This window comes from Nocardia sp. CA-107356 (assembly GCF_050946365.1).
Classification (GTDB): domain Bacteria; phylum Actinomycetota; class Actinomycetes; order Mycobacteriales; family Mycobacteriaceae; genus Nocardia.
On the sequence record NZ_CP191992.1, the window covers coordinates 4,558,487 to 4,581,927 of the forward strand.

21 protein-coding genes are annotated in these 23,441 nt (G+C 64.4%); all 21 read left to right on the top strand.

The annotated features are described in order from the left end of the window. The 21 genes from ACQP1G_RS20395 to ACQP1G_RS20495 all read left to right on the top strand — a co-directional run bounded on the left by ACQP1G_RS20395 (position 1) and on the right by ACQP1G_RS20495 (position 23,211). The gene (locus ACQP1G_RS20395) at positions 1-693 is read left to right on the top strand and encodes a hypothetical protein (protein WP_433206619.1); all 693 of its coding nucleotides are present in this window, start codon (positions 1-3) and stop codon (positions 691-693) included. Continuing rightward, on the top strand, positions 690-986 hold the full coding sequence (locus tag ACQP1G_RS20400) for a hypothetical protein (RefSeq protein WP_433206621.1): 297 nt from the start codon (positions 690-692) through the stop codon (positions 984-986). Before ACQP1G_RS20395 ends, ACQP1G_RS20400 begins: the two co-directional genes overlap by 4 nt. A 14-nt stretch (positions 987-1,000) precedes the next feature. Next, a complete protein-coding gene (locus tag ACQP1G_RS20405) occupies positions 1,001-1,270 on the top strand; it encodes a hypothetical protein (protein WP_433206624.1) in 270 nt (89 codons plus the stop codon). A 63-nt stretch (positions 1,271-1,333) separates the two neighbouring features. Beyond that, positions 1,334-1,951: a hypothetical protein gene (locus tag ACQP1G_RS20410; RefSeq protein ID WP_433206626.1), complete on the top strand. Its 618-nt coding sequence runs from the start codon at positions 1,334-1,336 to the stop codon at positions 1,949-1,951. Next, positions 1,948-2,802, top strand: coding sequence for a hypothetical protein (locus tag ACQP1G_RS20415; RefSeq protein WP_433206629.1), 855 nt, complete (start codon positions 1,948-1,950; stop codon positions 2,800-2,802). The genes ACQP1G_RS20410 and ACQP1G_RS20415 overlap by 4 nt, the downstream gene beginning before the upstream one ends. Next, positions 2,793-4,379, top strand: coding sequence for a hypothetical protein (locus ACQP1G_RS20420; protein WP_433206632.1), 1,587 nt, complete (start codon positions 2,793-2,795; stop codon positions 4,377-4,379). Before ACQP1G_RS20415 ends, ACQP1G_RS20420 begins: the two co-directional genes overlap by 10 nt. Positions 4,380-4,425: 46 nt before the next feature. Continuing rightward, complete coding sequence (locus ACQP1G_RS20425; protein WP_433206635.1) at positions 4,426-5,913, top strand: SCO6880 family protein; 1,488 nt, start codon at positions 4,426-4,428, stop codon at positions 5,911-5,913. A 2-nt stretch (positions 5,914-5,915) separates the two neighbouring features. Further along, positions 5,916-7,667 carry a hypothetical protein gene (locus ACQP1G_RS20430; RefSeq protein ID WP_433206638.1) on the top strand — a complete coding sequence of 584 codons (1,752 nt, stop codon included), beginning with the start codon at positions 5,916-5,918 and terminating at the stop codon, positions 7,665-7,667. Between the two features lie 126 nt (positions 7,668-7,793). After that, positions 7,794-8,651 (top strand): hypothetical protein, encoded by an 858-nt coding sequence (locus tag ACQP1G_RS20435; RefSeq protein ID WP_433206641.1) that lies wholly within the window; start codon positions 7,794-7,796, stop codon positions 8,649-8,651. 393 nt (positions 8,652-9,044) lie between these two features. After that, complete coding sequence (locus tag ACQP1G_RS20440; RefSeq protein ID WP_433206644.1) at positions 9,045-9,608, top strand: hypothetical protein; 564 nt, start codon at positions 9,045-9,047, stop codon at positions 9,606-9,608. A gap of 235 nt (positions 9,609-9,843) precedes the next feature. Next, the gene (locus tag ACQP1G_RS20445) at positions 9,844-10,035 is read left to right on the top strand and encodes a hypothetical protein (protein WP_433206647.1); all 192 of its coding nucleotides are present in this window, start codon (positions 9,844-9,846) and stop codon (positions 10,033-10,035) included. A gap of 184 nt (positions 10,036-10,219) precedes the next feature. After that, entirely contained in the window at positions 10,220-10,771 is a 552-nt protein-coding gene (locus ACQP1G_RS20450; protein WP_433206650.1) for a hypothetical protein, read from the top strand. A 295-nt stretch (positions 10,772-11,066) separates the two neighbouring features. Further along, complete coding sequence (locus ACQP1G_RS20455; protein ID WP_433206653.1) at positions 11,067-12,716, top strand: peptidoglycan DD-metalloendopeptidase family protein; 1,650 nt, start codon at positions 11,067-11,069, stop codon at positions 12,714-12,716. Between the two features lie 348 nt (positions 12,717-13,064). Then, a complete protein-coding gene (locus ACQP1G_RS20460) occupies positions 13,065-13,616 on the top strand; it encodes a hypothetical protein (protein ID WP_433206656.1) in 552 nt (183 codons plus the stop codon). 95 nt (positions 13,617-13,711) lie between these two features. After that, positions 13,712-14,530: a helix-turn-helix domain-containing protein gene (locus tag ACQP1G_RS20465; RefSeq protein WP_433206659.1), complete on the top strand. Its 819-nt coding sequence runs from the start codon at positions 13,712-13,714 to the stop codon at positions 14,528-14,530. Positions 14,531-15,033: 503 nt separating this feature from the next. After that, positions 15,034-16,290 carry a hypothetical protein gene (locus ACQP1G_RS20470; RefSeq protein WP_433206662.1) on the top strand — a complete coding sequence of 419 codons (1,257 nt, stop codon included), beginning with the start codon at positions 15,034-15,036 and terminating at the stop codon, positions 16,288-16,290. A gap of 312 nt (positions 16,291-16,602) precedes the next feature. Then, the gene (locus ACQP1G_RS20475; protein ID WP_433206665.1) at positions 16,603-16,893 is read left to right on the top strand and encodes a DUF6907 domain-containing protein; all 291 of its coding nucleotides are present in this window, start codon (positions 16,603-16,605) and stop codon (positions 16,891-16,893) included. 639 nt (positions 16,894-17,532) lie between these two features. Next, positions 17,533-18,786 (top strand): site-specific integrase, encoded by a 1,254-nt coding sequence (locus ACQP1G_RS20480; protein WP_433206668.1) that lies wholly within the window; start codon positions 17,533-17,535, stop codon positions 18,784-18,786. A 221-nt stretch (positions 18,787-19,007) separates the two neighbouring features. Then, entirely contained in the window at positions 19,008-20,660 is a 1,653-nt protein-coding gene (locus ACQP1G_RS20485; protein ID WP_433206671.1) for a hypothetical protein, read from the top strand. After that, complete coding sequence (locus tag ACQP1G_RS20490; RefSeq protein WP_433206674.1) at positions 20,657-22,780, top strand: hypothetical protein; 2,124 nt, start codon at positions 20,657-20,659, stop codon at positions 22,778-22,780. Before ACQP1G_RS20485 ends, ACQP1G_RS20490 begins: the two co-directional genes overlap by 4 nt. Continuing rightward, positions 22,777-23,211, top strand: coding sequence for a hypothetical protein (locus tag ACQP1G_RS20495; RefSeq protein WP_433206677.1), 435 nt, complete (start codon positions 22,777-22,779; stop codon positions 23,209-23,211). The genes ACQP1G_RS20490 and ACQP1G_RS20495 overlap by 4 nt, the downstream gene beginning before the upstream one ends. Positions 23,212-23,441 lie beyond the last annotated feature (230 nt).

The window sequence follows — 23,441 nt, forward strand, 5'->3', positions numbered from 1 at the left end:
ATGACCACCATGACCCGAACCACTCAACGTCTGGAAACTGCGACCGGAGCCGATACACATCGCAGTCGGAAACCAACACCGCGTGCGGTGGTCGCACCACCACCGCGACAACGCGCACCGGTCTGGGATCGCCCGGTTTTGTTGCGCCGCACCGCGATCAGCGACGGACGCCCACCACTGATGTGGCTGTTGGGTGCTCACGGTGGAGCAGGCACCAGCAGCTTGGAGCGGGCGCTAGCACCTGCGGCGGACTGCGCACGACGCTGGCCCGCACCGATCGGCGCCGAGTCCCCCTACGTGGTTGTGGTGGCGCGGGAAACAGCGGTCGGACTGGCCGCGGCCGATGCGCTGCTGCGCCAACATCACGCCGGACTGGCCGGCGACAGCATCGTCGTGGGACTGGTCACCGTCGCGGCGCGTCCAGGGCGCATGCCCAGCCAGATCCGCCGCGACCGCGATCTGTACAGCGGACTGGTCGAGCACATGTGGCATGTGGGGTGGCACGAAGCGTGGATGTTGACCACCCACACCGACTTGCCCGTCTGGACACCTGGCGATGCACCCAACACCAAAACCCGCGGCGACGAACTGGCGGCCGCGCCGCGCGACGTGCACAACCTCGGCCAGGACTTGGTCGCAGTGATCACCGCCCTGCACAACACCCACAGCACAACGATCGGAGAACCGTTATGAGCTGGCTGCTGTCGCCCCTCGCCGAGCACGCCGGCGCAGTGCTCTCCCAAGTCGTCAACTACCAACCCGAGGCACCGCCGGGCAGCCAAGGGCTGGAGAAATTGGTGCGATATCTGATGTGGTTCGTCCTGCTGTCCGGGGTGAGCGCCATGATCTTCGCCGGCGGCAAGTTCGCGTGGGAGAAATGGCAAGCCGGGATGATCGAATCCCCCAAGATGATCGTCGGCGCGTTGATCGGCGGCATCGTCGCCACCAGCGCCGGAACGATCATGAACGGCGTGCTGGGCCAGTAGCCCAGCAAAGATTCATGATCGAGACGGTCTTGGCGTACAAGCACCTACCTCCCGACGTCACCACCGAGCTATCGCAACTGTTCCAGTGGACGCTGTGGTTGGTCGAGACCGGCCTCATCGCCCGCCTGGCCTGGGTCGGCGGACGGGCCGGATGGGAGCACTTCCGTCCACCCCCGGGCCCACCGGCCGCCCCAGGAGACACCGCACGCGTGCTGCTGTCCTGGATCTTCGCGACCGTCGCCTGGCCGATCGCGGCGTCGCTGCTGATGGATCTCCTCCTGTGATCCGCGCGCTCACGAAAGACACCCAGAATGAACCTCTCCCGCTCCATCCCCAAACTCCCCGGCGTGGCAGCGATAGCCGTCATCCTGGCCGCATTGATGCTCGGATCGAGCACAGGATGCGCCTCCGACGACCGCACTGACACAGCTCCGCCCCCAAGGCAACCGGATCTTTCGGCGACGCCCTCGGGCATCCACTGGCAGGACTTCTACGGTGTCGGTCTACCCGTCGGCGCGGATGGCCCCCGCAACTACACCAGCACCGCCGCGACAGGGTTCACCCAGAATCCGCAGGGCGCGGCACTGGCCGCCATCGTCCACACAATCCGCATGTCGCTGGCACCCGACGACGCGTGGGCCGCCGTCGCGAAATCCGAAATCCTCAGCGGGCCAGGAAAGGACGAATGGGTGATCTCGCGAGGTCTGCTGTCGATCCGCTCGCCCGCCGACCCGACCCAGGCTCCGCGAGTTCGCGGATACACGATCACCGACTACACACCGGCCGCAGCCCACGTCGATGTCTACACCAGCTTCCCTGACACATCGGTCGCCATCAACACCGCGACAGTGGTGTGGGCAGGCGGGGACTGGTGGCTTGCCCTGCCGGACCCGGACTCCACGCAACCCCGTGTCCGATCAGCGGAGTCGATCACCGCAGTCGTGAAACTCGAGCCGCCACAATGACTCCAGAGAAAACAACGCCCACCGACTCGGGTCAGCGGACCAACGTGTGGACGATCGGCGCAGCAACGCTGCTCGTAGCGATCATGATCGCCGGTTCTATCGCCTTCGCGATCAAGCGCACCACCAACGGTCACCAACCCACGATCTCACCCCCCAGCGCGACATCGGCGGCACCACCGATGCCTCCAGTCAGCAGCACAGGGGAGGGCTTCGATGTTCCCGAGACCGATCTTTTCGGGCGCCGTATCGATATTCCGCGTAATCCAGACGGAGCGCTGCGGGCGCAGACTGTCCCCCCGAAACACGCTGGTGACCCCGATTGGCTGAGCGCTGCGCCAGCAGGTTTGCGTGAGCAGGGCGGCTGGCAGCGGGTCCATGGCGCTGTCGTGCCGTTCTCGACCTCGGATGGCCCGACCCGCATCCACGACGGTGTCGCCGACGGGTACGCTCACACCCCGCAGGGAGCGGCACTGGCTGCGGCGATGAGCCTCTACCAGGTCGCGGCCCGCCCCGGTGACCGCGCGGTCAGCGCCGCGCGCCTCGTACTGAGTCCCGCCGATCAAGCCACCCTCGATTCCGGCATCAACTCTGGGAGACTTCCGCACCAGCAACCAGCGTCCCTCACCCGAACCCTCATCGCCTACGACGCCTTTCGCATCGACACCTTCGCCGACGACCTCGCCGTGGTGCGCTTGGCTGTGCGCGGCGAACAATCCGCGCAGGCCCGCTCCTGGGTGACCGCGAAAATCCCGATGGTCTGGTATCAGGGCGATTGGCGATTGCGCGGCAACGGAAACCAACTACCCACCGAGACCGTCTACGACCTCACCGGGTGGACCCAATGGTCATAACCTACTTACGCCGGATCACCGTGCTGCTGATCGTGACGGCCGGACTCGCTGTCACCACCGCGACCGCCGCGTTGGCTCAGCCTAGTGTGGGGCCGACGACGACCAGCCCCGGCCCGACCGAGTCCGGCACATCCACGACCTACGGGTTCGATCAGGTCTGCAACGACATCCACGACATGTTGTCCCAACTCCCCGCAGGAGTCGGCAATTTCCTCGGCGACGGCGCCTCAGCGGTATGCAAAGCAGGCAACGCCGCATCCCATCCCGGCAGCGCGATCGAGGCCACCAAATCGAAACTGTGGGATTCGACCTTCGGCAAGGTCACTGAGATCCTGCTCAGCGGACTCGGCGACGCCCTCACAATGAGCACGAGCTGGGCCTGGATCCCCAACGACCGCATTCTCAGCAGCCCCGGCGATCAGGCCGATCCCACCCAAACACTGTGGGGGCGCATCGACTCCTACACCCGGCAACTGCAAACGTGGCTGCTCGCGTTCTCGATTGTGATCTCGGCGGTGCGAATCGGCATCGCCCGCGCGCACCTGGCCGCCGAGCACGCCGACGAGGCGTTCAAGATGCTCGCCCGCAGCACGCTGTCCACCTGGGTCGCCGGGACAGCGATCCTGACCTCGGCACGGATGACTGACAGCCTGTCGAGCTGGATCATCAACGACGCCACCAACGGCAACGCGCGTGGAGCGGCCGAATTACTCGCCCGCACCGATCGGTTCGGTGTCTACGGGCCCGGCCTGGTGTTCCTGGTCGCGATCGTCGGGATCCTCGGTGCGTTGGCGATGACGGTGCTGACGATCATCCGCCAAGCGCTGCTCGTGGTCGCGGTCGGCATCTTCCCGCTCACCGCCGCAGCGTCGGGCAGCGGCAAGCAGGCATACCAGCGCCTCGGTGCCTGGATCATCGCGTTCCTGCTGTTCAAACCCGTCGCCGCCTTGGTGTACATGATCGCGTTCGTCACCGCCGATCAAGTGAATACCGATGTCGCACAAAACGAAGCCGGCAAACTCGACTCGGCGCAACGCGGCCTGATCGGGATCGTGCTGCTGTGCAGCGTGGCGTTCGTGTTGCCCGCGCTGGTGCGGCTGGTTTCGCCCGCGCTCTCAGCGGTCGGCTCCGGTGGCAGCGGCGCCGTCGCGACCGGAGCCGCAGTCGGTGCCGCCGCGGCCCTGTTCACCGGAGGCAAAGCACTGCTGGCCCGCGGCGCTGCGTCCGGCGGCGCGGGAACCGCAGGGTTCGTCTCGACCGGCGGACAAGGCCCGACGCCACCGCGAGGCGGCGGCACCGGAAGCGGCGGAACGGGCGGTACAGGCGGGCGTCCGCAACTGCCGCCGTCACCTTCGGCGGGCCCCAAAGGCGCCGCGCACCCCCTGCAACCCGCGGCGACATCCTCCGGATCGCGCACCGCCGCTCAGCGCGGCATCGGTGCCCAGGCAACCGGGACCCGGGCAGGGAAGGTGGTCGACCGAATCGGCAACGACGTCACAGGTGGACACGCGCAAACCACCGGAACAACTGCGAACCGCATGCCACCGGATCTGGGATCACACCACATTTCGCGGTGAGATCCGCACCAACACAACACATCTGGCACGAAAGGAAGCCGCCGCGATGAGCGCAGAGCACATCGAACGCACCTATAGCGCCGGATCACGGCCACGCGCGGAAGGCCTGTTCGGATTGTCGTGGCCGGCGATGGTCACCGCCGGTGCCGTCGTCATTGCCGCTGTTCTCACCCAAGCGATATTCGGATTGCTCCCTGCTGGAATCGTTCTCGCGGTGGGTGCCGCGGTCACCGCGCCCTTGGTAATCCAGATCGGCGGCCGCACCGGATACACACGCGCGGTGCTGCTATGGCAGTGGTTTCGCGGCGCGCGCCGCGGCGAGCACCTGTACCGCTCCGGCTCATTCTCGGTCATCCCCGGTGGCGCGACGACCCTGCCCGGGCTGCTGGCTCCCTCACGCCTGTATCAGGGCCACGCCGTCGACGGCCACACCTTCGGCATGATCCACCTGCCGAAATTCGACGAATACACCATCGTCTTGCGGGCGTGGCCCCAAGGCGCCGAAGCCGTCGATCAGCCACTGGTGGACCAATGGGTCGCCGCGTGGGGGACATTCCTGGCGTCACTGGGTGGCGCGCCCGATGTGAAAGCGATTGTGCCCGTGATCGACACGGTGCCCGAAACCGGAAACCGGTTGATGAGCGAAGTCTCGGCGATCACCCGCGAGGACGCCCCCGTGGTCGCGCGACAGGTCATGTGGGAGCTGGCGACTCAACTGGCCAGCCAACGGGTCCAGCTCGAACCACGCATCGCGATCACCTTCGAGGCCACCACCCCCGAGCGCCGCAAGATCCCCGCCGAACAAGCCCTCGAGATCGGCCGCCGACTACCCGGCATCCTCGTGGCGCTGGCCGAGGCCGGAGTTCGCGCGGAACCGATGACCGCCCAACAGATCATCGCGTTTGTGCGCCGCGCCTACGATCCCTCCGCGCAAGCCGACCTCGAAGCCGCCACCACCGACCCGAAAGGGCACGCAGTCACCTGGGCGATGGCCGGACCGCAGGACGAACAACAACGTTACGACAAGTTGCTGCATGCCGGTGCGGTGAGCGTGACCTGGGAAATGACCCAAGCACCGCCCGGGGTGATCACCGAACGCGTGCTGCAACGGCTCCTGGAACCGAATCCGGACCTGCCCCGCAAACGCATCGCGATCGTGTACCGCCCGCATTCAGCCTCCGAAGCGACCCACATCGTCGATGACGACTTCCGCAACGCACGCGTCGCTGAGCAGAACACCAAAGGCGGACTCGTATCAGCGACCGCCAGCATCCGAGTCGCCGTGGCAGAACAGGCACGCCAGGAACAGGCCCGCGGGCACGGACTGACCCGCTACGGAATTCTGATCACCCTCACCGCGCCCCGCGGCGCAGACCTCGCGCGCATCGAAGCGCTCGTCTCCGATCTGTCCACACAAGCACGGCTGACGATCCGCCGCTGCAACACCTACCAATCCGCGGCATTCGCCGGATCACTCGGGGTGGGAGTGATCCTGCCCGAACACGCCACCGTGCCCGAAATCTTCGAGAGCTGACCATGACCAAGCGCCGCCCCACCCCAAACCACTCCCGCCGCAAGCGCACTCGAGCACCGGACACGCTGCCCGGGGGGCCGCGAGTTCTCGCCCCCGACAAGCGCGCACAACTCGAATCGCGCCAGCGCCGCGGAGGATTGGGTGGCGCATGGGCATCGATGCTGATCTCGCGCGACGATCACCGCCGCCGCAACCGCGCCATGCTCGCCCACACAGCAGTCGACGACACATTCAACCGGCACCCCCTGCGATTGACCGACAACGGATACGCCGGACGCGGTGGCGGCCGAGCCTCCACAGTCGGGCGACCAGCCGAATGGCGCGGCACCACAGCCCAAGTCGTCGGACTGTGGCCGTGGTCGGTCGGAGCCGGAGCACCACTGGTCGGCACCCCAATGGGGCCTCACCTGCGCACTGGTGCGCCGGTGTGCTTCGACCCGATGAACTGGTTCAACCGAGGCGGCTTCATCACCGCCCCGAGCCTGTTCGTGCTGGGGCTCAACGGCTTCGGCAAATCATCACTCGTGCGCCGCATCGTGCTCGGCGGCATCGCACAAGGCATCACCCCATTGATCCTGGCCGATGTCAAACCCGACTACCGGCGGCTGGTGGAACTGGTCGGCGGCCAGGTCATCGACCTCGGCTACGGCTACGGCCACCTCAACCCCCTCGACCCCGGAGTGATGGGCCGAGTCCTGGCGCAACTGGAAGCCGCCGAAATGTATGAACGGGCGCAGACACTGGCCCAGGAGCTGCGCGCACGGCAGATCGCGCTGATCTGCGCGCTAGTGGAACTCGTACGCGGGCGCCGCGTCGCCGACTTCGAGGAAACGGTCATCGCCACCGCTCTGAGCACGCTGTACACACCGCGGAAAGACGGAGGGCGCGGATTCACCGCGCACGATCAGCCGATCCTCGATGACCTACTCGAGGTAATCGTGGCAGGCGGCGACGAACTGCGCCTCGACGCCGCCGCGGAGGACGCCCAACACTACGCGGCCGCGATCGTGCCTCTGCGCCAGTCACTGCGGGCGTTGACCAAAGGCCCGTTCGGTGCGGTGTTCAACGCACCCACCACGGTAGGAATCGACCTGGACTCCACCGCCGTGTGCATCGACGTCTCCCATATTCCCCACGGTGACAAGAAGCTCAAAGCTGCTGTGATGCTCGCCTGCTGGGGTGCTGGGTTCTCCGCGGTGGAGGCGCTGAACATGCTCGCCGACGCCGAACTCGCCCCACAACGCTATTTCCAGGTCGTCATGGACGAATTGTGGCAGGTGCTCGCCCTCGGCGACTTCATGGTCGAACGCGTCGACGAACTCACCCGGCTGCAGCGTGTCATCGCCACAGCGCTGATCATGATCAGCCACAGCATCAAAGACCTGCAATCACTGGGCACCGACGCCGCCATCAACCGTGCCCTCGGATTCCTCGAACGTGCCCGCGCCAAAGTGTTCGGCGCATTACCCGGCGAAGAGGTCAACCGGCTCCACGACATTGTCCCGTTCACCGCCGCCGAGCGAGCAATGGTCACCAGTTGGTCGGCGCCCCAAGCGTTGACCGGAGAGGCGATTCAACCTGGAGCCATTCGCCCTCTCCCACCGGGAACTGGCAAGTTCGTCCTCAAAATCGGAGAAGGCGGACAACCCGGAATCCCATTCCATCTCGAATTCAGCGACACAGAATTCTCAGAAGGCCTGCACGACACCAATGCCCGCTTCGCAGAATTCGATACTGCGGACGGTGTCGCATGAGAGCTATAGGTTCCCATGATTTTTGTCGGTAGTCCCATTCGCTTGTCGGTGATCTGTCGTTTACGACAACCGATGAGAATCCGGTCCGGGGTTTCTTAGCTCTCGTATTAGACGAAAGGAATTTTGATGTCGGCGACGACTGATGAAATGCTGCGGAAAGTCGGCGACCTCGCGGCGGCGAATTCGGTATGGAATTACTCGCATAGTGAAGAGAACGAATACAAGCGGCGTGAAGCCGAGGAACGGGCGCATTCGGCCGGAGTTTCCTGGCAACGTATCGACAGAGTTCGTGTGGTCGGTTTTTTAGACCAAGAATGGCTCGACGTTCGAAACTCCCCCCACCTCGAGGAATCGATTCGGGCGAGCCTTCTGGAAACAGCCAAGGCCGACGCGTGGCAGTTGCGCTACATGGTTGCGGTCGAGGTTCTCCGCAGTCGCCAACGCCGAGCAGACAACTCCACCACACAGTCGGCGCCCGATGCCAGGCAACAGCGTCGGAATATGGCCGGGCTCGCGGCGAACGTGGAGACTATCGCGGTCCTGATCGACATGACCGAGACCGAGCGAGCCACAGTCCGCGAGCATGCGATGGACGACTGGCCGCGAATGATGGCCGGCACCGCCGAGGTTATGGACACACCCGATGCCATAGAAGAGGTCTGGGACGACATGGGCGACCCATGGTTCCAACGCCGATCCGAACGTATCGCCGACACCCTGCACCACCCCATTCCCGAGCCGAGCTCACCCGTGCTGACGACGCCGGAAGAACTGATAGCGCGCGCACAGCAAGCCTTGGAGACAGAGCCGCCGCACGCGCAACTCGATCGAGCAGTTCATCCACGCGAAGTCGGCGATGTCGGCCTCTCGGCCCAGATCGTGGCAGCGATCCACCCCGCCACAACCCCGGAATGGGAACCGGGAGAGGTTCCCGACCCCGCCGCCGACGCACCCAACTCACAGGATCCCGGGCTCTCGCTATGACCACCCGCGTCGATGAAGCCCAGGCCACGCCGGATGCGCAAATACATCCGATCGCTCCCGCCACAAGAAAGCGACAAACCAATGAGAGGAAGACGGCGACAAACCGCTGGGAAACCCCATGGTTCGCGTGCGGAATGGCAGGCCGGCCGACAACTACCGCCGAAACCTACAAGAGCTGTAGGTTCTCATGACTGAGTTCGATTGTCTCAGCGCTAATTCGCCCAGTGTTCGCTTCCGAGCAATTGGTGAGATTGCAGGTCCGTGTCTCTGCCGTTGGGGCGTGCGCGGGCGGTGGTGGGTGTCGGCCGTACCTCATGAGATGGAACTCCTCTTCGGACGAATCACACCGAAAAGGTCCGCATTTCTGATGTCGCCGAGTCCGGCACGAGGACGGTGAATGTCGTGCTCAGTTTACAAAATCGCTTTCGCGTGGCAGTCGAGGTGGACGCTGCCGCTGTAGCGGTCAAGGCTGCGGCATTGGTCGGGCAGGAAAACGATGTTGCGTCCGCGCGATCGCGGCTTCGGCGTGCCGAACGAGCCATTGCGGCTCTTGACAGAGATGGCTCCGGCGACCTGAGTCCCGGGCAATCGATCCTGTGGGTCAACACGTTCGGCGCTAACTCTGACGAGCCGATCGGCATTTTGGAGGGCCGGATCGTCGCGGAGGCCGTGCCGCTGGGACTGCTTGCGGGCCCCCTCGAACGCCGATACCTCGCAACGATCGAGGGACCGAGGGGCTACAAAATGCAACATCTGGTCCGCGAGGACGACGTCATCGCAGTGTCGGATCACCCGCATACCCCGGATACACAGTTGGGGCAGAACAGCGGCGCGGCAATCGCAGATCTACTTCAAGCCACATTCGGGGATGAGGGTCCAGATTTCGGCACCGCCGATGCTGACGCCCCGCCGCCTCAACAGTCGGGACCGAGTCCTGACTACGGACTCGACCAATGAACCTGGACAGGTGGAAAGCGGCGGTGTCGTCGGAAGTTCCGCGGGAATTTCGGAGGCGTTTCAGGTTGCGGGACAAGGCAACGGAATCCGATCGGCAACCGAAGAAAGCGGAATTTCGGCGAGAAAGGTCCACGACAGAACGATGAGAAAGCCGCGCGAACCCACATGCCGAATCGCGGCGAAAAGTACGGCGAGAACCTACAAGCAGCAGCAGAGAGCTGGAGGAAGTGTAGTGATGACCGATCCGCAGCCTGCACCGACGACGGAGGAGCCAGAAGGCGAAATCGGCCAATTTCTGAAAAGCTCCGATCCGTCCGCAGTGTGCGATTACCCCGGGTTGCCGCACTTGAACGTGGAACGCATCGCAGACGAACTGCGTCGAAATAGCTTGTGCCACAACAGCTTACGCCTGGTGGTGTGTATATGACATCACATGAGGAAGTACCCGGCGCTGAGAGCGCAGCAGGCGCAGCCGCGGGGTTGCGGTGGTGGACTACCGAACCGCGCAACGGTGGCGCCACCCGTGACTACACAAACCCCCATCACTACTTCGATAAAGCCGCGTACTGGCGCGAACAGGTTATGCGCGCCGAACTCGCCCGAGTCTATGAATGCGGCAAGGCGCCCAGCACGCCGACACAGACGCCGAGATCGACCGGCTACTCGGCCGCGCCGCCGAGATCTCCACTCAGTGGCGCGGCCGTGACGATGCTCTGTGCCGCGCCTGGATATTCGCAGAAGGCGCGATCGCTGACTGGACGCGATCACCGGACACGATGCGACGACTCCTCGACGACGTCGAGTTCAATGCAGGAGTCAGCGGCGGCACCGGCCTGGCGCAGATCGACGTGCGCAGCCTGTATCAGGCCCGCGAACTGACCGGCAATGGAACGTGGGTGACTGTGTCCGCCCCGAGCCCTGATGCCGCTCGGCACACACCACTGGCACCTGTTCCCAAATTCGGTTCCCGCCGCGAGGCCGACGACGCGCTGGTAGATACAGCGGGCGACGAATCAAGCGCGACCGAATCATCCGATGTCGCAGAACTGCTCGACGCGGCCATGCCGTCCGGGATTGTGACTGGCCGGCAGTCTGACACCGCCGCCGACCCGCATCTGTCGCCGGATGGGCCGCCCGATACCGGTGCGGATCCCGGGTCGTGAACGCGGTCGGCATGGTCAGCACGTGTGCGCACCGTCGTGTTCGGGTGGCAACAATGCGGCCGAGGGCGCATCTACTGCCGACTCAGCGTGACGGCGACCGCGCTGTTTCCCGCGGGGATGGGGGGAGGGCGCGTGGTGGCTACACGGTCGAGGTCGCCTTGGGCAGTGAAATCTGGTGTCTGCCATCAGTGTTGGCTTCTCGGCTGGCCAGTGAAGTCGCGTTCGCGTGGTGGCGATCCGGTGAATACCGGTGCGCTGATCCGCGAGGGGTGCCGTGCCGGTCAGGGTGGCTGCCGTGAGACCGGTGAGCGTGTTGGCGATGCTGGTGCTGGTGTGCGTTGTAGCGACGAGCCTGGTCGTGCTGACGATGCTCGACGACGTGCAAACCAGCTGCGCGACGCCGTCTCCCGCTAGGGCAGGCGGTGCGAGGAAGGTGCGGCCGATGAAGTCCGGAACCTACGTTCTTGCTTCGGGATTCGGACCTCGCGGGGGTGGAGAGTTTCATCAGGGCTTGGACTGGGCGGCGTCGGCTGGAACACCGATCTACGCCGCCGCCGATGGCGTGGTGGTCGCCGCGGGGCCGGCGACCGGGTTCGGGGCGTGGATCGTGATCGACTCCAATATCGGCGGCGAGGCGATGTCCACGGTGTACGGGCACATGTTCGACACTTCCAGCGACATGCTGGTCGGTGTCAACGACCGCGTGCACGCCGGTCAGCAAATCGCAAGGGTCGGATACAACGGGAGCACCGACCCCCCGGGCCCGGACGGGGCACACCTGCACTTCGAAACCTGGACCGGCGGAGGGCGACTATCCGGCGGCACACCGATCGACCCCCAGACCTGGCTGGCTGACGCTGCAGAACCCGGCGGCGCCACGCCCCCCGCCCCCGACATCAGCACCGACGCGACAAAGAATCCGGACATCGCGGTGGCTGTACCCGGCCCCGAGACCCCTCTGGCGCCGGTACCGGCGGACAGGGGCTCCGAAGCCAACCTTCAAATCGACGCGATCCGGGTGATGCGCACCCTCGCTGTCCGATTCCCCGAGATCACCACGTTCGGCGGCTGGCGCGAATACGACAGCTTGCCCGACCATCCCTCCGGCCGGGCTGTGGACGTGATGATCCCCGACTACACCAGTGGCGAGGGAAAAGCGTTGGGAGACAGTGTCAGCGACTTCGTGCTCGCCAACGCCGATGCCCTGCATGTCGACTACATCATCTGGAGGCAGGTGTACCACCCGGCCCACGGCGAGCCACAACTGATGACGAACGCGGGCTGGGGAGACACCGCCAACCACATGGACCACGTCCATATCACCACCGCTGGCGGCGGCTACCCCGACAGCTCACCGATCACAGGCACGGCGCGCTCACCTGGCACCGCCCCAACCACAGGCGGATGCCCGAGCGTGCCGGTCGACGACGACCTCGCGCCCGGTGTGGTTCCACCCGAATACGAACCCTGGTACCGCAAAGCGGGATCGCTGTGCCCGCAGATCCCCGCGTCGATGCTGGCGGCGCAGGGCAAACAGGAATCCGGGTTCAACCCGCGTGCGGGCAGCGAAGCCGGTGCCCAAGGCATCGCACAGTTCTTACCCGGCACTGCGGCCGCTATCGATCCCGACGACGGGCAACCCTATGTCATCGACGCCGACGGCGACGGTGACGCCAGTGTGTGGGATCCACCTGACGCGATCATCGGGCAGGGCCGCTACATGTGCGCCATCGCCAAACACGTCGACACCTGGATCGCCGAGGGCAAGGTCCACGCCCCCGCTGGGCCCGCCGAACTATATCTGGCCGCCTACAACGCTGGCGAAGGCGCGGTCCTGTCCTCTGGTGGATTTCCTTCCGGCGCCAGCGACTACCAAGTCCAGACCCGACCGTATGTCGACAACATCCTGGCCATGACACCCCAATTCGCGAAGACGCTGAGCTGACTACAACCAAGGAACCAATATGCCCACCATCACAACCCGACGATTCACCGGGTGCGCCGTAGCCCCACAACCGCGACCAGCCCCAGCCGATTCCGCCGCGACCACGCAACACACTTCGACCTACTGCGGCGCTCTCCGGCGACGCACCTGCCCGGCCGGTCCCCGCGCCGACGACGCGCGCGAGCAAGCCAGGCATCCAGAAACAGCAGCATCCCGAGAAATGAATCGACCGAAAACCGTTGTGTTGGAGACTAATTCGATCTTATCGGCAACCAGGCGGCCACACAGCCGACCGCGTGCACCGCTATTGGGGTCAGATCCGCTCACGGACTGTGATGGTGAACCACGATGACCAGCACAAGGACTCGGCTCGGCGTCGTCGGAATTGTTCTCGCAGTGCTGATCGTGGCGACCGTGTTGATCGACCGGCACCGCGACGAGGCCACCGACCGACACCCCCCGGTCGGCGATGCCGAACTACATGTGCACGGTCCGGTCCCGGACGACGCCGATCCGCAGACCGTGGTCGCCCACGCCCTGACAACCATCTTCGGGTGGCGGCCGGTGTCGGACCCAGCCGCCGGTGCGGCGCTCACACGGGCACGACCGTGGCTGACCGACGGACTCGCCCGCGATGCCGACAGCCCACCCGCAACCGGTATCCGTGAACTGCCGCAGTGGTCCGGGTGGCGCGCTTCTCGTGACGTGATCACTGCCGCGACCCACATCGAGCAGACAGCCCCAGCAACCGACCAACAGTGCAATGTCAGCGCGACCATCACCCAAACCGTCGTGCATCTCGACGGCAGCACAACGGTATTCCGCGTGCTACGCGCGGTGGCCATGGTCCGGCGAACCGAGAACGGATGGCGGTTGGCGTCCTATCGCCTCGTCACATGAAAGTGACCGTGCCTTACGGAGATTCAGTCCACCAACGCGGCTGCGCAGGAAACATCGTGCGATTGCCGTTTAAGCGGAGAAGGAGTACCTCGACGATGACCAGCGAACTATCCGGCGGCCGTGTGGCGATGGCGGGAAACCCGCATCCAGGGTTGGAGCCGCCGACTTTGGGGCGATACCTGCTGCAGATCCGTGAGCTGAAAGGGTTGTCGCGGGAAAAGGCGTGCGCGCATATACCGCTGAGCGCCGCTTATCTCGGCCAGATCGAGTCCGGCGTTCGTGTGCCGAGGCCAGAGGCACTGAAGTTCCTCGCGATCGGGTACGAGCTGTCCTCGGCACAGTTCAAACACCTGCGCAACCTCCGCGAACCTTCCCTCGACCTCGTGGGGCACGAACAGATGCGGGCCCGTCTACGTGCGACTCCTGCCGTGCTGGAGCGGCTCGACGACCTCGCCAGAGCACACATGTTGGCGGGGTATTTCGACCCGTTGTGGCATGTGCTGGTGGCGAATCACTGGTTATACGAGCTATTTCCGGACCTCGATCGAGCAGGCAACCTGGTGGTGTGGCATTTCCTGCCCGTCGCCAAGGACATCCTGCTCGAGTGGGAGCGCGAAGCGCATGTGATGGTACAGATGCTCAAAGCGGCTGTGGGCCACCACCGGAAATCAGCTTTGGCGCAGCAGTTGTTGACGCGGCTGGGCCGCAACGAGGATTTCTACCGATTATGGACGACCAGCACCGAGATCGCTTACGGCCGCCACGCCACCGAGCACCTGCACCTGCGCATGGGGGAGAACCGACTGAGCTCGATCAGCATCGAAACCAGCACCATCGACGACGGCAACACCTACTACCGCATGTTCCTGGGCGTGTGCAAACCCACGAGCGCAACGGGTCGCAGACCACGATAGGCCGGCAACTCCGCACCGGTGTGCAGATGAGCTGCGAATCCGGCCCGCTGCGGAGGGCGCAGCAACCGATCGGGCCGCGCTTTGGAAGCCATAGTGTATCGGCCGAGACGCCCTCAGAGGGGGTCGGTATCGCTGTGCTGGAACGTTCCTCGTCGTACAGTTCGCCGATCCCATCGGCTTCATACCGAGTCTTCAGCCGAGCGACGGCCACCCTCACACGGCGTCGCTTGGGCAGTTGACGCGAACGACTGCCGGTGACTGTCTGGCCACCATAGACTGGGGCACAATTTCACGACTGCCCGCCGGCGGCCGTCCACCACGGATGCGAACGAGGCTAGATGAGTGAGATTGTCTTCCACATTCCAGGCACGCAGTCCTACATCCGCTCAGATGGTTCGTGGAGTCCGCCAGTCGACGGTCCTGGAAATGTCGCCGAGCTCACCAGCGAGGTCGCGAACGGCCTCGCCGCTACATATGCGGGAAGAGTCCTGGAAACACTGACATTGCGCAGTGCGGGTGGTGCAGGCGACCCCTCGATTCCAGGCCTCGAGACGCTGAAAAACTCGGTGGACTTGGTCGAGATGCCATTCAAGGCCGTAGATATCGCCGACAAACTCATCACATGGATGAACAGCGGTGGTGCTGGTGCGGATCCCATCGCGGCAGCACTCGGGCGCATCGACACTGCACTGAATCGGATCGAGGATCTTCAGCTCGCCACATGGAAGACCGCTCGCGGCGACAACCTCGCCTTTCTCAGGGCCCATTCCTCGACCGCCCTCAAGACTGCCGCAGCCTATCTCGAAGCGGGTCGCCCCCGCGGCGACAGCGTGTGGGCAGCCAAGATCGCGCTGGCCGAGCGCGATTCGGCGCTCGCCGTGGACACCTTCGCATCGAATATTGATAGCGGATACTGGCTCCGGCCGCAGAGTTTGAAGGCCATTTCCTGGGCTGGCGACCCGAATGAATGGATGGCATGGATCCCGGACAGGGCACCGGCGACTGTGGAGGGCTTGGTGTGGGATCACCGCTGGGCACTGCCTGCTGCCACCTACGCTATCGCCGTCCGAATGGCCGTGTTGAAGGCATTCGATTCCGGTACCGAAAGCGATGCCCGTCAACGCTGTGAGGAGGCCAAAAGTCACCAGGCATTCCTCAGCGACGTGTGGAGCAGAATGTATGCCGGTGTCCGGCGCTCCACGCTGAAACCTGAGCAGTACCCGCGCTTCTCCCAAGGGGAGCTGCCCGCAGCGGCGGTCGACCTCAACGGGGGCTATTTCATCAGTGCGCGGATACAGATGGGACTCTCTCCGTCGCAACAAGGGCTACCCGCCGAGGTGGTTCCATCCGGATTCAGTACCGACTTCACCTTCGATGCGCTCAAAGCGAATGCTGAACTACTGAATAACTACTGGTTCGGGCTTGTCTGCCAGAGAATCGGATTGGACGAGATACTGGTCTTGGCATCACGTATGCAAGATGAGTGCGCAGAACCCGTGACACCGATCCACGACTTGGTGCACGAGGCTGGGGAACTGATCCACCACATCGATCCCGGAAAGCTCAAGCTCGCCGCGGTCGCGCGAGAACTTCACCGGCTGGCCGGGGCCGGGGTCAGGGACGGCCAGGCAGGCCCGTCCAGGGTGCTCGATATCTTCCGGGCACTGAGCGCTGACGACGCCGAATCGCGCGACCTTTCTGTCAAGTTTGTCTCTGATCTTGCGCAGCTCGGGAACCGGATGGGTAGGCCTGCTCGCTGACTCGGTCGGCCAGTCGGGGGTGAGATTGGTCGAAGTTCAGCGTTTCAAGGCCCACTTGGTCGGCGAGGCGATCGCCGCCATCAAGCCATCGCACTTGCCGCGTGCGAATTAACTCCCATTGGGCTCAGCCTGACCGATTTCGCGCACGGTGTACGTTCGCGGTGCGCCGACAGCTTCCAGACTGGCCGGGGTCGGTTCAGGTCGCCCAAGCCGCTAGTTGAACGACAACCGCAGTGACCGACTGCCCCCCGCGAACTCGCGGTAGTACGCTGGGAACCTCTCGCGCCGAGAAGATCAAGGGGAGGCTCCGGCATGTCGAATGCGGCCCAACTACGCAATTGCCCATCATGGTGTGAACGCCACCACGACCCAGACGAACCCGACGGTGGACACTTTCACTTCGCGAAGGACGAAACCATGCGCGTGGCCGACCGCGCCAATCCCAGGCGTGTGGTCCTCGCACGTTCTGATCACCCGGCAGGAGAACAGCTCACCACCATCGTCGTGGACATGGGGGACGGCGGCCACGAGATGACCGTCAGCGACGCCGCCCAGTTCGCAAGTCTGGTGCTCGCTCAGGTCGCCCGCGCCATCGGCAATTAAGCCACCTCGTGCCGGAATTGGTTGCGTTCGGCACATCAACATGGCAAACCGGTGCGACCATGGATGTGTTGCGCAATCGATGTCTGGAACTGGCGAAGGCGTAGTAGCGGCCGGCCGCCAGTTAGAAGTTCCGCCCTGTGGGATGGTCCAGCCTTCGGCGGGCCTCGGCACAACGCGCCGCTACTGCAACAAGCTCGCGTCAGGCTTCGCCGACGCCGGGAGCCGGAACGTGAGGCTATGCCCACGTGGCCGACAACAACCCACACAAACACCAGGCGGCCGGTTATACGGCCGTTGGGTTGGTGCCCGGCCGCCGCCACCAGGAAGGCATGACCATGGGCAACGGAAGCAGTACTCCGATGGACCGAGAAGCAGCCGACCTTCTATAGCCGTCCTCCCGTTGTGGTTCGATGACTCGATCATCGAAGGAGAGTGGCACTGTTGGGTGCTGGGTGTTGGACTGTGCATCAGCTTGACCTGGAGCGTTCTTGGGATGGTCTCCCTGATGCGGTGGCGGACAGGAAGTCTGAACTGATCCCCTGGATACAGGAGTTGGGGATTCGTCATGGTCAGCGATTTATGTTGGCCCCCAGCGGATTTCCTGATCTACGAGTGAACGCGTTTCTGGGATCTCCTAAGATGCGGGTTCTGGCCGAGACGACGAACCGTGATTACGCGCACTCGCTGGCGTTGTGGCTGAACTTCCTCGAGACCCGGCATCGCCGGTGGTGGGATGCGACGGAGGATGACGCGGAGGAGTTCGAGTTCTGGCGGTTGACCGATCCTGCCAACGATTCGACAGTGGGTACCTCGACGTTCTCCAAAGACGTTGCGGCATGCAAGAAGTTCTACAAGTGGGCTGCTGGCCGCGATCGCGACGTCATCGATGTTTTCGCTGAGGTGAAGTTCCCCAGCGCGACGCGCGAAGCCGATGTCAAGTGGCTGGATCCGGCCGCGATCGGCCGCTGGCGGGATCTGGGTCTGCGGGGCAGGAACCTCGACGGTCGGCGTGATATGTCGTGGCGAGGTCGAAACGAGCAGCGAGATGCCGCGTTCGTCGATGGCCTCTACGGTACGGGTCTGCGGTTGAGCGAATGGGCGAGTGTGGTGGTACCGGAGCTGCCGCGGCTGGAGGCCGGCCGTAGCTTCTTCACCTGCGTACTCGCGGACAGCTGCGGCAAAGGTGGCTACGGGCACCGGTATTGGATTCCGCGTCGCCCCTTGAGCGGAGTCTGGTCGTATGTCGAAGGCGCCCGGGCTCGCGCGGCGCGCCAGGCCCAGGCCGACGGCCGCTACGCGGAGCTGCCTGGGGTACGGATCGTGAACGTCCATCGTTCCGGCCGCTCGGTGGTGATTCCGGGCAGTGATGGTGGCAGTGTGAGCCGCTCCTGGAATCTGATCCGGCCAGCACTGCGGCGCAAGCTGTTTCGTGAGACGTCGGCGGGGTTGGAGCCGGTGTGGTTGTGGTTGAACGAGGACGGGATGCCGCGAGATCCGCACGGCTGGCACCACACCTTCGAGGTCTCGAATCGCCGAATTGCGGATCTGGGGCTGGCGAACTTCACCTGCACCGCCCACATGCACCGGCATTCCCACGCGTTGAAGTGGTTCTCGATCGGCAAGCTCGTCTACGCCGTGCGGCTGGGGCATCTGAGCCAGGAGGAGGTGAAAGACTTCCGCGTCCAGTTCGGCGACACCTGGGGCCTGGTGCAGACGATGCTTGGTCATCGCCGAGTGGAGACCACGAAAAACGTTTACTTGGCACCGTTTCGGAATCTGGAGGTGGAGGTGCTGCTGGCCCACGCCGACGGATTCCCGGTGGGGCAGTTCATGGCACAGGCATTCGCTGAGCACCCGCAGGTTATCAGCGACCCGCTGGGATCGGCCCGGTGAGCCGCCGCGGACGCCACGCCACGATGCCGGATTGAGGGACCGCGACGGCGCGAGGGCTTTTCGGTGAGGGGTTGGTCGTCCGGTGTTTCGCTCAGGACGGTAGCGGGCAACGAGTTCTCGATTTCGCGGGCCTGCCAGTCGATTCGCAGATCCAGCGCGGGTTGGCGACCGCGTTCGCCCGCCGGACCGCGCCGGGATCCGGATTGGCTTCGATACGGTCGATGGAGTTGACCTTCGCCCAGATCCGTTTCTTCGCAACTTATCTGGCGTCGCTGGCTTGGCCGCCTTCGGAGATGAGGCACTTGACTCCGGAACATATCGATGGCTATCACCAGAGCCGTCGAGGGGCGGTCGCCGACCCCGCTCGGGACCTGCAGGTGTTCAAGAGGCTGCTTCGGGATGCTGAGGGTCTCGATGAGGCGGTGGTGATCAAACTTCATGAGAAGACCCGCAGGCGAATCCGCGAGGCGGAGAGGAAGAACAGCTACAGCCGGGCCGAGTTCAAGCGTCTCGCCGATGCGGCCCGCGGGGATCTTCGGGCTGCTGCGGCCCGGATCCGCGGGAACCGGCTGGTGCTCGAGCAATACCGCGAGGGGAGGCTGGAGGATCCCGATCGGCGTCTGGAGTTGCTGGATTTCGTCGACCGCAACGGTGAGGTTCCCCGGCGAACCGGCCGGCTCGGGTCCGGTGGCACGCGAGAAATGCCTCTGGAGTGGGTGTTTCGGTTCGGAAGTGTCGTCAGTATCGTCGGCTGGGCACATCTCACCCGAGATGAGGTCACCGCGGCAGCGATCCAGCTAAGCATCATGACCGGCCAGAATCCGAGCGTGATCGCTGCTGTCACCGCAGCGCACCACCGCGCCGACGGGCACAGCGGGGAGCTGGCGACCGCGATTCTCGATGCGCGCAAACCGCGCCGCGGCCGACGGGCTCACATCACCATGGCGTTGTCGGAAGTCCCGGATTGGATCAGCATTCCCGAACGCCCGCACCAGCTGTCGGCCCGCGACGAGCTGCACACACCGTTCGGTGTCTACTCTCTGCTCGTCGAACTGACCGCTCGCTCCCGGGAGATCGCCGGTGTCGACAGTTTGCTCCTGGGTTACCGCAGCACCAACGGCAGCGCCGGCCGGGGGTTGCGCCGGTTCGATCCGGACACCTGGATGTCGGCCTGGTCCAGGCGGCACAACCTTCCCTCCGACGCCATTGATGGAACCGGGAGACCGTTGCCGTTGACCATCAGATTGGACTGGATTCGGCTGACCTACCTCAAGCTCCACCAGAAACCTATCGCTCACACCGAGTCGACCCTGGTCAACGACTACTTGATACGCAACCGCGGTAACCTTGCCGAATACCGCAAAGTGGTCGCCGACGCCTTGGCCGAAGAGCTCGACAAGGCGCGGGCCCGCGGGGTGATGGCGAGAGTGACCAAGGCCGATATCACGCGAGCGCGCACCGATCCGGACACCGTCGCTGCCGAACACGGGGTGGACGTGATGCTCGTCGAGCCGATGATCGGCGGGGACCTGGACACGGTGATGAACGCCTGCATCGCAAACGACGACAGCCCGCACTCCCCGGCCGGGGAGCCGTGTCGGGCATCGTTCATGCAATGCCTGGACTGCCCATGCGCCAGAGCCCTACCGCACCACCTGCCCATCCAAATACTGGTCCACGACAGACTTGAGGCTCGCAGAGCAGAAATGACGCCGCTGTCCTGGGCACAGCGATTCGCGCTGCCGCATGCCCAGCTCGCCGACCTGATCAGCCGCCACGATGACGCCGACATCGCCGACGCACGCGCCGCTGCCGGTGACGCCGACCGTGCTCTGGTGGAGCGGTTCTTGGACAGAGAGCTGGACCTGCGATGAATCCCCTTGCCCAGCAGAGGCTTCGGGTCGGTGATCCGCCGGACGGTGTCGAATGCCCCGGCGATGACACCCCGGTGCTGCTACGCCGCGAGCTGCTGTCCGGCACCGGGTTGGACGGGTTGTCGCGGTTCGGTGAGGACCGCTGGCATCTCAACGAGGCGATTTTCGAAGCAGACGCCACAGCATTGAGCGTGAACTTCGCGGTCGTTCCCGCACCGCTTCGGCTGGCCGCCAAGCACTACGTCTGGCAGCTGATCAACACCGATTCCCCGCCCGGGATAACCCGCATGAGAATCGCGCGGTCCTCGATCCGCAGCATCCCGGCCATATGGCAGTCGTTCAGAGAATTCCTGCTCTGGCTGCACAACCAGCAGATCACCGAGTTTTGCCAGGTCACCGCAGACCTGCTGGATGGCTACCTCACCGCCATCGGTGACGCCGATATCCCGTTGGAGCGGAAATATCGGAGAATCACCGAGGTTCGGCGGCTATGGTCCTACCGCAGTGTCCTTCCCGAGCCGATGCGGTTACCGATTCTGCCGCCCTTGGGCGGTGATGCCGCCTACGAATTGCTCGGCAAGACCACACCCAGCCGGGAAAACCTCACCCCCAGGATCGGCAAAGACACGATGCAGCCGCTTCTTTCGTGGTCGCTGCGGTTCGTCGAGGACTTCTCGGCCGACATCCTGGCCGCGCACACCGAATATCTATTCATGCGCAGTCGCAGCACCGAGGGACGGCACGAACGAGGGCGTCTCGTCCGCTCACCGGTAGGGCAGGCCGAACAACGCATGACCGATTACTGGCACGACTGCGCAGCACCGGCGGGTTGCTACCCGGCAAAATCGGTGCGGACGGGGCCATCGGCATCAACTGGGCCCACGTCGGCAAGATCCTGGAATACCCGGGCAGCACCTTGCCCCGCAGGCCGGATGCTGCTCGACTCCGGGATCCCGGTGGCCGACGACGCCTATCTCGATACTCCGATCACTGGGCAACTCGACGGCACACCATGGCACGACGGTCCGATCTCCTACAACGAAGCCGCGACACTGGCGACTCATCTGAGCACAGCGTGCCTGGTGATCGTCGCCTACTTGTCCGGTGCCAGGCCCGGGGAGGTTCTCAATCTGCGCCGCGGATGCATCGAGCACGACGCGGCCGCCGATCTGTGGCTGATGTCTGGAATCTGCTTCAAGAACGTCGTCGACGCAAGCGGAAACAAGCTCCCCGCCGGAGCCCTGCGCCGCGACCCCTGGGTGGTCGTCGAACCGGTTGCCGACGCGGTTGCAGTGCTGGAGCGGCTGCACGATCATCCACTGCTGTTCCCGAGCCGGATCGAAGCGCATCTGCGGCGCACGAACACCAAACGCAAGGGGCAGGCACGCGCGGGCGGTCAAATTGCACTCGATCTCGCTGCGTTCGTCGCCTGGGTCAACGACCATGGCGACCGTCGCGGGGTTCGCGGCATTCCTACTGATCCCCGCGGCCAGCTGAATATTTCGAGGTTTCGCAGGACACTGGCCTGGTTCGTCCGCCGCCGTCCACGCGGGCTGGTTGCCGGAGCGATCCAGTACGGGCATGTTCACACTCGACTGCTTCAGGGCTATGCAGGGGACTACGGTTCCGGTTTTCCCGACGAGTACGCCTTCGAGGACTTCCTGGCTCGCTTGGAGAAGCTGGCCGAGGACGAACAGGCGCTACAGGACGGTGAACACGTCAGCGGCCCAGCCTCCGACGCCTACCGCCAACGGGTCTCGACCGCCAGCAGACAGTTCGTCGGATATGTTCTCACCAGCGTCAAGCAGGCTCGCGACCTGGTCGGCAATCCGCTGCTGCAGATCTTCCACGGCAAGGGTATGACCTGCGTGTTCGATCCCAAGCAGGCTGCCTGCCTGCTACGCGGCGAAGCCCAGGATCCACTCACGACCCCCGACACCGACGACTGTCGGCCCCGTTGTCAAAACATAGCCCGCACCGACCGCGACGTCGCCGAAATCCGCAGCCGCAGAGAAGAACTCGCGAATATCATCGCCGACTCACTCGCTCCACCGATCCGGCACCGTCGCGAACAACACGAACTCGACCGCCTCGACACCATCTTGGAGAACCACCAGTGACCCCGACCGCCGCGACCGAGAAAGACCCCATCCGCAAGAAACTCCTCGCCGCCATGGACCGCCTGCTCGCCGGCAAACCACTGCGATCAACGGGCCGTCTCAGCGTCTCTCAGCTCGCCGTCGAGGCCGGTTTGGAACGCTGGCGGCTTACCCACCAGCACACCGATCTGAAAGAACTGTTCCAGGCTCGCGTCAAAGCCGTCCAGGCAGCTGCGTCGGCGGCCGAACCCAGCCACTACGAGAAACTGAAAACCCAGTACGCCGAACTGCTCGCCCACTGCGCCGACCTCGAAGACCGGCTACAGCTCTATGCATCAGTGGTCCAGCTCCTCATGCTGGAGAAGGACGCTGCCGAAAACACGCGCCCGGTCGTCGATCTCGATGGCGGGCGACGCCGTCGCAGCCAGCGGACGATCATTGGCCCCTGCTGAAACCGGCCCACCAGCGCTCAAGTCTGGTCTCGCCGACACCTGGCGGTCGGCGAGTACCCCGGTGCCGATGGTGCGATGGCTTGGCGGCCGGATCCGGTCGGCTCTGCGAGGCAAACTGTTCCGGATGGCCTTGGCTCTATCTTGTTGCCTGGCTCGGCTTGTTGCCACGGGCAATCGGGAGTCTCGGTCAGAATCTGAAGGGGGAACGTCATTTGCGAGTTCTGGACCTC